The following is an 11,962-nucleotide window of genomic DNA, read 5'->3' on the forward strand; positions in this document are numbered from 1 at the left end:
CGGATCGTCAGGATTCGATACGTAACGCGGAGCGCTCACCCCGGAGCGATGTTCTTCATCGAGGGATGGAGGCGATGAAATGTTCGAGCGTTTCATCGCATGGCTTCAATGCTGTCGAATGCAACGAAGATGTCGATGGTGGGCGGATGGCTCGCTTGGTGGCGCGCCATGCAATAGACGCCATCGCATCTAATCATCCAATGAAAAGAACCTGATTTCTTCCGCGGAGGCAATGATTTTTACTCATAAGTCCGATGCTGATGGCCGCGACAAATTTAACTATTTATCTCGTGAAATTTTGCATTTCTGACTCTCGCGCAGTGAGCTGCACGTTCTTTACTTCGGCGCGAAGCGAAACCTTTCAGTTTTGGCGTGATGGCAGCCGGGATAGCGATCCGTGACTATGTCAACGGAAGGTCTTCTGGTTTCATTTGGCCTAATCAATCGATGGAGGCGTGAGCATCAAGCCACCATGTGGATCCGGCTGCGGCGTGACAGAGCGATGTTCTCGCTCCGCTCCCACGGCCTTTCATGAGCCGATAGCTGCCTAGAGTGGGCCGTGAACGCCTACTTCCTGCTCGAACCACAAGCGCAGCCAGAACGCCGCGTTGGCGCCGCGGCGAGCGCGCAGCTTGTCGGGGTGGTGCTCATGCAGCCAGCGATGGAAATCCTCGAAGCACAGCTTGTCGGCGGGCTCATGCATGCGGCCGGCCGCCGATCGCCAATCATTGCATAGCCCGCGAATGGTTCGTTCGCAGATGGCTTGTCTCTTCAACGTAATGGTCTCCTCGCCAGGACGCGGCGGCCGGCGCTCGCGAAGGCGAGGGCGCGCGCACGATGAGTCGGTGCTCAGATGCGTTGCATGGTTTGGCACGGTACAAAAATTCTTTCTTCGAAATTCCGATGTCGGTCATACACTCGTCAGGCGAGCGAGCGGGGGCGATGTCGCCGCGCTTTCCCGTTCGCCGGAGGCATGCCGTCAGAGTCGATTGCCCGCACCCTGGATTCGAGGGGCGCCCAGGCCGTTTTTGATCTTCTAGACGACTGCAATCGTGTCTTCCGGGTGCATCGCTTGTCCACGCAACGAAGTGGCCGCACGCGGATGCGGACGTTATGGCCTATGTGCACTACCGGAACAAGCGTGTCAGCAACCGCGCGGGGAGGGGTTCGGCGCGGCGCTCGCTCAATGAACGGCGATACGAGTTCCGGGGCAGCGCCGATTACCTGGGGCACGATGCCATCGCGTTCATTGCGATGAGTGCGATCAAATAGGCCGTGCGCGCGACGGCCATGGATGTGTCGACGAATTCGTAATTCTGATAATGAAAATTTAAATTAGGTTATCGCTAACCAGAGCGGGCGAGCCATCATCGCTCAGCGTTCGCTGAACGCGATGGCGAAAAATTCAGCACTGCATCGGATAAAAAACTGCGAAAACTATCGGTACGTGTGCGTATTTTCGGCGAAGATCCTGCCCTGTAAGGGTCTTTCATCAGCACGATACGAGTGCGCGTGGTGTCATGCGCGACGAAGATAAGGTCGTGATCTGCATGTGGTTGTCGAAGCATCGGGATGATTTGCGTGCGATGCCGATTTGTTACGTGAGGCGGCAAAACTTTAACTTGCGTGTTGACATTGAGAAGGAAAGAGCTAATTTGCGTGCGCAGATTTCGATGAAAAGATGTAGGAAATATACAAACGTGCAGTGCAGGTGCTCTGCGACTGGCGCCTCTCCTCGGCGCGAAAGGTTGGCTGATGATCTGCGCCCGTGGGCGGATTTGGTTCGTATCTGTGGGAAGGAACGAGTCGTAAGCAGTCCGCGATATCCGATCGAGTCAAGGTAGAGAAGCCTGCGCACCACGTGCGCGGACAGGCGGCGTTGTGTTTCGAATTGACTTCGCCATGTGGCGAGGCGACGCGGAAGTGCGTTGGGAGGCGACGGGTGCCGAGAAATACTGGAGGTCGTGGTCGCGCAGCCGCACGGTACGGATTGATGTTGGTGGCGCTGGCCTGCGTGCCGGCGGTTTCATCTGCGCAGGTGCAGCGTACGTTCGTCAATCTTGGATTCGAGCAGCCAGCGCTTACGGGGAACAACTGCTATCTGATCATTTCCGCCGGCGTGGTTCCTGGGTGGGACACCAATCATCCCGCCAATACCGTGAGCGGGTCGTGCGCCTTGGCCGGATCGCCCGTGGGCTCGCCGATCGCCGGGCCGATCGAGGTCTGGCGTGGTCCCAACTATCTGTCGGTGCCGCCGCGCTCGGGTAGCCAACACGCCGAACTCAATGCCTATGTCGCGTCCCGGTTGTCGCAAACCATTTGCCTTACCAACAATGAGCGAGTGGACTGGCGCTTGAGTCATCGCGGCCGTAACAGCGCCACGGTCCCGGAGGTGATGAACTTCAATGTCGACAGCACCGCCAACACGGTGGCCGTGCTGTCGAGCACCACTACCGGCACCGGCGCGCCCGTGTCGTGCCCCAGCGACGGTACGGTCACCAGTCACAGCTGTACCTCAGCTGCGGGCGGCAACGGTTGGACGGACTACAGCGGAAGCTTCACCTGGACCGGCACCACCGGAAATCACAATTTCGGCTTCCAGGCGATCGGCGGCGGCGCCACGGGCAATCTGCTCGACGACATACAGGTGACGCTCCGCCCTTACCTCGAGTTCGATCCGAACGCTTCCGCAAGCCGGGAGGGGTCCGCTACGCCGACCTTGCCGCAGGTCCGGATACGCGGCACGGTGCCGGCCGGGGGCATCACGGTCCTGGTGGACATTACCGGCGGCACCGCCACTGCGGGCAGCGACTACACGACCGGCGCCAGCGCCAACGTGACGATTCCCGCCGGGGTCTACGACGACCAGCGCTTTCCGATCCCGATCAACATCGTTGACGACAGCGTGATCGAAGACAACGAAACGGTGACGTTTCAGGTCCGATCGAATCCCACGCAGTACTCGCTGGCCTCCACCTCAGGATGCGGAACCGCGCCGAGCGCCGCGGGCACGTTGACCATCCTGGATAACGATGTCGACCTGCAGGTAACCAAAGCCTTGGCCGGCGGCGCCAATCCCACACCGCCAGCCGGCGGGGCTACGCAGTTTACGGTCACCTATCGCAACAACACGGCGCGCACGAGCGTGGCCGATACCACCAGCCACGACGTCACCGCGACCGTGCTGGATCCGGCTCCGGCCGGATTGAGCTTCGGCAACTGGAGCTGCCAGGGCGGAAACGGCGGCGCCTGCAATGCGTCCGGCGGCTCCGGCCCGATCAACACGACCGCCTTGTTGCCGGCCGGCTCCGGCGGCGCCGCGGGCGGATTCGTCACTTACACCATCAACGCGACCGTCGATGCGCAGCGCTGCGCCGCGATGACCAATTCCGCCAGCGCAGCGGTGACCGGCGCGTTGGCCGAAGGCGCTACGGCGCAGTCCGGCTTCGTTACGCCCGTGCCCGCAGGCATGGCCAACAACTCGGCCAATGCGTTGGTGGATCCCGCCTGCGTGGCCTTGTCGATGGTGAAATCCGAACTCGGCGATCTTGATGCTTATACGCCGGGGACGACTTCGACCTACACGCTGCATGCCTGCAACGCCGCGGGTTCGGATCCGGCCGACGGCGCCACGATCGGCGACAGCTTGCCGCCCGGCGTAAGCCTGGCGAGCGCCTGGACTTGCAGCGGTTCGGGCGGAGGAACCTGCCCCGCGAGCGGAGGCGCGGCCGGCGGCACAAGCGTTTCGGTCGCGGGCGTGGTGTTGCCGGCAGGCGCCTGCGTCGATGTTTCGATACCAGTGCGATTCAGCTCGGATCCTTCCGACTATGTGCCCTGACCAAACGTCATGAACAGAACCAGATCGGTTTGCGAAAAGGAAGTTCGAGCGCTCTGCCGGGATTGGCTGCACTACGCCAGCTTGCGCGATCCCACCGGAGGCGATGGATTTCGACCGCTCGCGCTTTGCACCGGAGCCGGGAAAAGGACGGTCTGGATTCCGCGAAAGCGCCGACGCCGGAATTAGTGCTGCAAGACATTGGAAACATAGAGGTCTTCATGAAGTCATTGCTCACCCTTCCGCAGATCCGCGCGTTTTGCGCCCTGGCGCAGTTCAGGAGCTTCAAGGCGGCGGCGGAGTACCTCGGCGTGTCGCAGCCGACGGTCGTCAATCAGATCGCCAGCATCGAAGAGTCGTACCGGACCAAGCTGTTCCAGCGTCAGCGCGAGAACAACCGCCTGACCGACATCGGCGTCGCGCTGGTGGCGCCTTCGCGCGCCGTCCTCGATCATTTTCGCGAGGCCGAGTTCATTCTGCTGTCGCACACCACGGCCCATACCGGCGAGCTCAACATCGCCGCGGTCAATCCGATGCGCACCTCCAAGCTGATCCGCGAGTTCCGGATGCTGTATCCGCACATCAAGGTGAACATCAGTTTCGTGGCATCCGACAAAGCCCAGAACCTGATCGACAGCGAAGCGGTCGATGTCGGGTTCTTCGTGCAGAACGAGAAGCGGCCCGGTCAACAGACGTTCCATTTCTACAGCTATGAGTTGATGGCCTTGCTGCCGCGCGGCCATCGGTTGTGCGAGAAGCCCGCGCTGACCCTCGCGGATTTCAGCGGGCAGGAACTGTTGATCCGCGAGCGCGGCTCATTGACCCGAAAGATGTTTCTGGAGGGCCTGGCCGGCGCGGGCGTCGATCCCTTGATCGCCTACGAGCTCAGCAGCCGCGAATCCGTGCGCGAAGCGGTCGCGCAAGGCTTGGGAGTATCGGTGGTGGCCGAGGACGAGCATACCGATCACGAGCGGATAGTGACCAAGAAGATCCTGGGCGACGCATTGAAAGCCAACAGCAGCCTGGTGGTGCCCAACAAGCACCTGGCTTCACCGATGGTCAAGACCTTGATCGAGCTGGTACGGGCGCGTTGACAGCGCGCCGTGGTTGAAAACGACGCTCCGACGGATTTGATGCACACACAAAGAAACGCGCCCGGATGAGGGTCCGGGCGCGTGAGGAGAGTGGGGCAGGGGGACTGGCCCATCTCTCGGAAATAATACTGACAGGCAGGCCGGTGGAAATCTGTGCGGATCTCTACGAACTTTGGAAGTGCGCTTTGTTGAACTCGCGCAAGCTGCGGGGCAACACGAAAAAGCAGAGCAGGAAGCGATATGGCCAGCCTAGTGACAGCAAGTTCTTGGCAGGATTTCTGATGGAAAGTCGCGCAGATAGTTTGGCGAAACGCAATCAAGCATCGATTTTTTCTAATCAGCCATTTCAGCCGGCTCTTCCGTGCGGCGCAGAACGCGGCTGTCGCGCATTGCCAAAATGCAGATTCCAGCCGGCTCGCCGCGACATGTGGCGATGCAGCGGAAAATTTCATGCGCAAGCGATTTGAGACCTGAGTAGACAAAAGCCCGCCTTTGTGCGGAATTCGGCACCGGTGTCGTCGATTGAAAGCTAGACCGTCGTCGAGCTTGGTCCAACGATGATCGACACTCGCGATGCGCAATCGGCCGCGAGCAATCTGCCGGTGGCGCGGGGGCGCCACGCCGTTACTCCACCTGGCTGCGCAACCGCGGCCTTTTCGTGAACGAGTAGGAAAAACATGTCGAAATTCGCAGGCTTGAAAAAAAGCACGCTCGCCATGGCGCTTGCCGGTTCGGCGACCTTGGCCGCCGCTGCGGTCGGTGCGATCGCAATGCGCGATGCATCGCCGGCCTGGTCGGCCGCGCTCGGCGGGACGCGGCTGGCCGCTGGCGGCGGGAGCGGCGCGAAGTCGGATCAGGCGACGCCCAGTCCGCGAACGCCTTACATCGTGGTCTATCGCGAAGAGCCGTTGGCGAGTTATCGCGGTGGCGTGCGCGGGTTCGCGGCGCCCGCGCGCCTGCGCTCGGCGACAGGCATGTCGGGTGGAAAGCTCGACGTCAGCAGCGCTGCGGCGCGCAGCTATGTCGCGCACCTGCAGCAGGCGCAGCGCTCGCATGAGACGCGTATTTCCTCGGTCGTGGGACGCAGCCTGCGCGTACGGCAACGCCTGCAGCATGCGCTCAACGCCTCGATAGTCGACCTCAGCCCGGCCGAGGCCGCGCGCGTGCGCAAGCTGCCCGACGTGGCCCTGGTCGAACCGAACCGGCTCTACGATCTGGCCACCGATGTCGGCCCGGCGCTGATCGGCGCATCCGTGCTGTGGGACGCGCTGCCAGGCGGATTCAAGGGCGAAGGCGTGGTGTTCAATATCCTCGACACCGGCATCAACTTCGGCAGCCCGTCGTTCGCCGCGACCGACCAGAAGGGCTATACCCATGCCAACCCGCTCGGGTCCGGGCATTACCTGGGCTCGTGCGCGCCCGGCGGCGTCGATGAGGGCCGCTGCAACGACAAGCTGATCGGCGGCTACGACTTCGTATGCGGGCCGCCGGTCAACGCATGCACCGGCACGACCCTTCGCGAGGAACCGGGCTTCGGCGACAACGATTCGCACGGCAGCCATACGTCCTCCACCGCCGCGGGCAACTTCCGCACCGCTTTGTTCAAGGGCAACGAGGTGCGCATCTCGGGGGTTGCGCCGCACGCCAACATCATCATGTCGGACGTGTGCTACTACGACGTCGCCGGCGGCCGCGGTTCGTGTCCGAGCACGGCGATGGTCTCCGCCGTGGACCAGGCGGTAGCCGACGGCATCGTCGATGTGATCAGTTTTTCGATCAGCGGCGGTAAAGACCCGTGGAACGAATCGGTTTCGCTCGCCTTCCTCAATGCCAACGATGCGGGCATCTTCGTCGCCGCGGCCGCCGGCAACGACGGGTCCGGTGTGGGCACGGTGCACCATCAGGAGCCTTGGACGGCGTCGGTTGCGGCGTCGACCCACACTCGAGGCAATTACGGGCTGTTGCTGAAGATCGCCGGCCCGGCGCCGGTGCCCGAAGCGCTATCTTCGGCCTTGCTGACCGAGAGCAGCGCCGGACCCCGTCTCAACGCGACATTGCCGAACACGACGCCGGTAGTGCTGAGTCCGACCTGGGGCACCCCGAACGATGGCTGCGCGCCGTTTCCCGCAAACGCTTTCCAGGGCGCGATCGCGGTGATCAGCCGCAACTCGGTCAACTGCACTTACTCGGTGCGCGCGCAGAACGCGGCGAACGCGGGTGCGCGCGTCGCGCTTGTCGTCAATTATGCCGACAGCAGTTTCGGTACCTCGGGCTCGGCAAGCATCCCGCTTTTGGTCACCACTCAGGCGATCGGCGATGCGCTGAACGCATTCCATGCCGCTCATCCGGGGCAGGTGAGCGGAGGGATTCCGTATCCGCCGGTGCCGCTGCCTGTTACGCCGGACGTGCTGGCGGGCTTCAGCGGTCGCGGCCCGGCCGGAACGTTCGATCTGGTCAAGCCCGACATCGCCGCGCCCGGCGTGAACATCCTGGCGGCGATCTCCGGGACCGCGATCACCGGTTCGGAGAATGCGGTCGGTCTGCTCAGCGGCACTTCCATGGCCACGCCTCATCTGGCCGGCACCGCGGGTCTGGTCCGGCAGATGCGGCCGGACTGGACGCCGGCGGAGGTGAAGTCGGCGCTGATGATGACCGCCGAGCGGAAAGTCTGGAAAGAAGACGGAACCACGCCGGCGGATGCCTTCAGCATGGGCGCCGGCCGTGTCCAGGTGGACCGGGCGGTGAGGGCGGGGCTGGTGCTCGACGAAACCAAGACGGGCTATCTGGCGGCCAATCCGGCAATCGGCGGCAAGGTGTCCGCGCTCAATCTGCCCTCTTTGGGCGACGGCGATTGCTATCGCAGTTGCACCTTCGAGCGCAGCTTCCGCAACCCGACCGATGCCACGGTGATGTATCGGGTAAAGCTGGAGGGCTTGCGCGGATATACCTCGGCGCCAGTGTTGCGAGTTCCTGCGGGCGCGAGCCGCACGCTGGCGGTCACCATAGACAGCGGCAATCTGCGCGGTGACGGCAGTTGGCACTTCGGTAGCGTGGAACTGGTTCCGATCGGAATGGGCGGCAAGGCATCGCCGGCGCTGCATCTGCCCGTGGCGGTGTCGGTGCTGCCGCCTTCGATCGCGGTGACGCCGCAGGAGATCGCCGTGAGCCTGCAAGCCGGCAGTGCCGGCTATGCCAGCTTCAGCGTGGGCAACGATGGCGGCTCGCCCTTGCGCTACCTGTTGGACAACACCGGCGTGGCCACCCGCACTCACATCGACCAGAGAGTGGAAGGCGGGTTCGGTTGGGAAAGCTCGATCTTCTCCGACCGCCCTGGCGCGGCCTACCTGGCGGCGGACGATTTCACTCTGACCGAGCCGACCCAGATCGCCAAGTTGTACACGCCGGGTTTCATGGCCAGCGGGAAACTGGCGAGCGCCGCCAGTGCGTTGACCTGGAGCATTTATCCCGATCTCAACGGCAATCCGGCCGGCGATCCGGAAACCGCGCCGCACGCCGCGGCCTGGACGTTCAGCGCCACGCCGACCGCTCCCGGGGTCACCATCGGCAGTCCTAATCAGAGCGTCTCGCTGGATCTGGCGGCGGCGGGGCAGAATCCCACTCTGCCCGCGGGCCATTACTGGCTGGTGGTGAACGCCACCACGAGCTTCGCCAACCGCTGGCTGTGGATGCTGTCGACGGTGGACGGCGACGGCAGTTTCCGCCTGCGCCGCGCGGCGCCTTGGGGCGTGCGCAACGATGAGCCCGGCATGGCCTACACGATGCAGGTGCGCAATACCTGCGGGACGCCGTGGTTGGGTGCGGTAGTGGACGGCGCTACGGGCAGCATCCAACCCGGTGCCGGCAGGAACCTGCGTATCCGGGTCGATGCCGCGGGGCTGTCCCCGGGCCAGCACATCGGCTATGTGTGTGTGGCCAGCAACGATCCGCTCGAGCCCAAGGTCGCTGCGCGGGTGCGTCTCACCGTGACGCCTTGACGACTCGGCGGCAAAAGGAAGGGCCCGGACATTTCGGGCCCTTTCTTTGTACGCGTATCATTTCCGCTGACGGCGTTGGCGTGAGCCCGGCAATGGCGGGGCCCGCGCTCACCGTGCCAGCGCTGCAGACGAGCGTCGCCGCGGCGCATCCGGATCATCAAGTGTCAGTTCGGCTACGTTGCCCAGGTCTGGAGAAGAACGCGGCCTACACGCAGTCGAGTTGCGGCTACAGGCCTGCGCACGAAAAACTACATATCGCCCGTTCGGCGCGTCCTATACTTACCGTTCCAAGGCCAGGCTGGGGAGCCGCCATGTCGGATCGGCAACGTACCTGCATCGTTGCGACCACGCTGCTGTGGTGTTGTCTCGGCATCGGCGAAGCGGCCGCCACGATACCGGTGCTCAAGGCGACGCCGGCCTGTGCCTACGGCAAGCTCGGGCCAGTCACGGCCGAAGCCGGGACCCGCATTACCGAAAGCAGCATGGACAAGGCGCCGCCGCAGGCGAGTTATGCCCGCGCATTCGATCGCCTGGCCGCTGCGGCGCAAGCAGTGGGCGCCAACGCGGTGGTGCTGCGCGGCCATCGCGCGACCTATTTCACCCGCTTCGGCAAGCGCAGCCGCGAAGCGGTACATATCTATCTGTCCGGAGCGGCGATCCATATCGAGGGCGATACGGCGCAGTGCAAGCTGACCTTGGTGGATCCGCGCGACTATCGGCGCGCCAACGCCAATCTCAGGCTCGTCGAAACCACATCGGACCAAGCCTACGACGCAGACTGAGTCGCTGCCTCGGCGCGAGCGGACAACGCGCCCGACAACGAAAGCTGCGCGTGCCTGATAGTGCAGGGCACCAAGTTAGCAATCCCCCGCGGAGGTCCACGTGTCACCGCGGCGTACAACAAGCTCGCCATTGATACAACGAAGCGAGCTTTGTTGGTTCGGATTTGCGCTTCGCTCGGCCAGAAGCTCGGTTTCGAGCTTTAGTACGCGATCACGCAGCGCGTCTCGTTCTTGTATCAGATCAGCGATTTGGCTCTCGACCAGTTGACGACGGGCGAGGGCGATCTTTTCACTCTCGGTTCGTTTTTTGTCATCAGCCGCGACCTGCTGCTTTCCGATCTGATATGAAGTTCCGCCAGCGGCCGCGACGATGCCCATGAAGACCAAGACCGCTAATGCTGTTCCGATCCATCCCCAGCCCTTGTCGTCGCTTTTTCGGCGTACCTGTGTCTCATCCATAAGTCCCCCCCAAGTCAGTTGCCAGGATAAAGAAAAGGCCCCGGATTTTGGGGCGTTTCTCCGAATCGTCGCCCGAAGTGTCATCCGCGTTCCGTTCGGCGATCCAGCAAATAGCAAAAGCTCTTAGCGCCCCATCTTGGCGAACTCATCGATCCTCTCTAAAAGGGGGAGAAGTCTAGGTGGAGGCCGCCAGCGCGCGCGAGCGGCGGATCCGCGCTACTTGGATGGCTGCACCCGCGAGGTAGACGAGGAAGCCGGCGCCGACTAGGGCCTTCAGAGTCGGATCTTCCGGACCGGTGAAGGCCGGATGGCCCACCGGAATGCGTGTCCCGGTCTCGGTCAGTCCCGGGATCAGGTGGAAGAACAGCGTGAGCGAGTAGCCGAGCACCGCGACGTACCGCGCGATACCTGTGTTGCTACTACGCTCGGCGACATAGGCGATCGCCAGCACCAGCAGGGTCATGATCGCCAGCACATGCGGCGGGCCAAAGCTCCCGTGGCGAAAGATGAAGAGCCCGGTGATAGCCGTGACCGCCGTCAACCAGACGTAGAGCCGTCCCGATTGCGTGCGGGCGCCGATTTCGCCATGCATGAATAGTGCGATCAGGCCGAATGCGACCGCGACCAGAGCCACTGCGGTGTGGAAAATTCCGAACGAGGTGATGTTGAGCATGGTGGGCTCCGAAAGAAGCTATTTAGCGCTAGCTGCGGAAGGCAGTGGTACTCAGGGATCATCGTCGAAATGCGCCATGCTTTAGACGAATCTTTGTTTTGCCCATCGGCGGGGCGGATACGGCGTGTGCGTAGCGAACTATCTACTGGCGTTCGTTTTAGGAAGTGTAAGTAACGAAGCGTTGTCTGCGAACTGGCCCGGGCGCTGCTTAACTGGCGTAATTTTTGCTGGCAACCTTATCTCGTGCAGCGATCGAACTCGTCGAAGAGGCGCCGGCGACAACGCGATCTAAAAGTGGCATCCTCGAACTGAGCGTGCTTCACGCCTTACTCAATAGCAGGCGATTGCCGTGATGGCGGATCGTTCATCAATAGGTGCCAGAGTCCATCAGACGATGCGACCCCGGGTTCCGAATTAGGTCCGCACCTTTTTGTTCGCGCCTTCCGTCGTGTTCGCCCCCTGTCCGAATAGGTCCTTATCGCGATACGTCGCGACCGCGGCATCTGCCAATTTGATCATGGTCGCCGAATCGGTCGAGCAGTCGCGCTGGGACGTCGCACTTCTAGGGATAATTCTTCGCGAGGATGGCAATGATGCCGGCCACATTTTCTCGCAGTCGATGGGGAAGGCGTCTTAAGTCTTGCAGGCATTGATACTCGGTTTCGTCTTGAGCGTAGTCGAGGCTCTGAACCGCAGGCGTCCAGGTTTCTTCGTCGGGCTTGATCGGCCCGCGGCCCGTTCCCAGCCACTCCAGCGTCACGCCGGTCGCGAGCGCGATGTCGATCAAGTGATGCATCGAGGGCAGGTTGCCGCCCGTTTTTTCCCATTGCGCTACCGCGCTGCGTTGCACGCCAATCTTACCCGCCAGTTCTTGTTGCGACAGCTTGGCTTTCAACCGAGCACGGCGCATCCGATCTGCCATATGCATTTAGAGAGACTCCATGCCTAGGGATGAGTCTGGTTTTCCTAACCGGTTACTAAGGGCGGACTGAACCCTGAACGATGGAGTCTGCGATTTTCGTGAACAGGCTGAAATTACAGGGTTTTTCCCGTTCATCTTCTACCCATGAGGAGTTTCCCTCATTGCAGTAGACATGAATCTTTCGCAAATAGGCGTAGAAGGG

General features: G+C 62.3%; 9 protein-coding genes. 5 read left to right on the plus strand and 4 right to left on the minus strand.

Going from position 1 to position 11,962, the window contains the following annotated elements; genetic code table 11:
* Positions 1-547 precede the first annotated feature (547 nt).
* Positions 548-703 carry a hypothetical protein gene (locus tag LG3211_RS26375; RefSeq protein ID WP_187313173.1) on the minus strand — a complete coding sequence of 52 codons (156 nt, stop codon included), beginning with the start codon at positions 701-703 and terminating at the stop codon, positions 548-550.
* Positions 704-1,113: 410 nt separating this feature from the next.
* On the opposite strand from LG3211_RS26375, the gene LG3211_RS26380 reads away from it, so the two are divergent.
* From LG3211_RS26380 to LG3211_RS11630, 5 genes are all read left to right on the plus strand, one after another.
* Complete coding sequence (locus tag LG3211_RS26380) at positions 1,114-1,272, plus strand: hypothetical protein (protein WP_187313174.1); 159 nt, start codon at positions 1,114-1,116, stop codon at positions 1,270-1,272.
* A 721-nt stretch (positions 1,273-1,993) separates the two neighbouring features.
* Entirely contained in the window at positions 1,994-3,838 is a 1,845-nt protein-coding gene (locus tag LG3211_RS11615; protein ID WP_148648865.1) for a Calx-beta domain-containing protein, read from the plus strand.
* A gap of 218 nt (positions 3,839-4,056) precedes the next feature.
* On the plus strand, positions 4,057-4,929 hold the full coding sequence (locus LG3211_RS11620; protein WP_057942989.1) for a LysR family transcriptional regulator: 873 nt from the start codon (positions 4,057-4,059) through the stop codon (positions 4,927-4,929).
* Between the two features lie 677 nt (positions 4,930-5,606).
* A complete protein-coding gene (locus tag LG3211_RS11625; RefSeq protein ID WP_083512484.1) occupies positions 5,607-8,924 on the plus strand; it encodes a S8 family serine peptidase in 3,318 nt (1,105 codons plus the stop codon).
* Between the two features lie 311 nt (positions 8,925-9,235).
* Complete coding sequence (locus tag LG3211_RS11630) at positions 9,236-9,706, plus strand: hypothetical protein (RefSeq protein ID WP_057942991.1); 471 nt, start codon at positions 9,236-9,238, stop codon at positions 9,704-9,706.
* Between the two features lie 75 nt (positions 9,707-9,781).
* Here LG3211_RS11630 and LG3211_RS25655 read toward each other — a convergent pair whose 3' ends face one another.
* The 3 genes from LG3211_RS25655 to LG3211_RS11640 all read right to left on the minus strand — a co-directional run bounded on the left by LG3211_RS25655 (position 9,782) and on the right by LG3211_RS11640 (position 11,766).
* Positions 9,782-10,165, minus strand: a complete 384-nt coding sequence (locus tag LG3211_RS25655) for a hypothetical protein (RefSeq protein WP_148648867.1) — start codon at positions 10,163-10,165, stop codon at positions 9,782-9,784.
* 175 nt (positions 10,166-10,340) lie between these two features.
* Positions 10,341-10,838, minus strand: a complete 498-nt coding sequence (locus LG3211_RS11635) for a hypothetical protein (protein ID WP_057942992.1) — start codon at positions 10,836-10,838, stop codon at positions 10,341-10,343.
* Between the two features lie 562 nt (positions 10,839-11,400).
* Positions 11,401-11,766, minus strand: coding sequence for a helix-turn-helix transcriptional regulator (locus LG3211_RS11640; protein WP_148648868.1), 366 nt, complete (start codon positions 11,764-11,766; stop codon positions 11,401-11,403).
* Positions 11,767-11,962: the final 196 nt, after the last annotated feature.

Origin of the sequence: Lysobacter gummosus (assembly GCF_001442805.1) — a bacterium.
GTDB lineage: Bacteria > Pseudomonadota > Gammaproteobacteria > Xanthomonadales > Xanthomonadaceae > Lysobacter > Lysobacter gummosus.

Coding starts and splice junctions, on each gene's coding strand:
- LG3211_RS11635 (WP_057942992.1), bottom strand. CDS start 10,838: ATGCTCAACATCACCTCGTTCGGAATTTTCCACACCGCAGTGGCTCTG.
- LG3211_RS26375 (WP_187313173.1), bottom strand. CDS start 703: ATGCATGAGCCCGCCGACAAGCTGTGCTTCGAGGATTTCCATCGCTGG.
- LG3211_RS26380 (WP_187313174.1), top strand. CDS start 1,114: ATGGCCTATGTGCACTACCGGAACAAGCGTGTCAGCAACCGCGCGGGG.
- LG3211_RS11625 (WP_083512484.1), top strand. CDS start 5,607: ATGTCGAAATTCGCAGGCTTGAAAAAAAGCACGCTCGCCATGGCGCTT.
- LG3211_RS25655 (WP_148648867.1), bottom strand. CDS start 10,165: ATGGATGAGACACAGGTACGCCGAAAAAGCGACGACAAGGGCTGGGGA.
- LG3211_RS11615 (WP_148648865.1), top strand. CDS start 1,994: ATGTTGGTGGCGCTGGCCTGCGTGCCGGCGGTTTCATCTGCGCAGGTG.
- LG3211_RS11640 (WP_148648868.1), bottom strand. CDS start 11,766: ATGCATATGGCAGATCGGATGCGCCGTGCTCGGTTGAAAGCCAAGCTG.
- LG3211_RS11620 (WP_057942989.1), top strand. CDS start 4,057: ATGAAGTCATTGCTCACCCTTCCGCAGATCCGCGCGTTTTGCGCCCTG.
- LG3211_RS11630 (WP_057942991.1), top strand. CDS start 9,236: ATGTCGGATCGGCAACGTACCTGCATCGTTGCGACCACGCTGCTGTGG.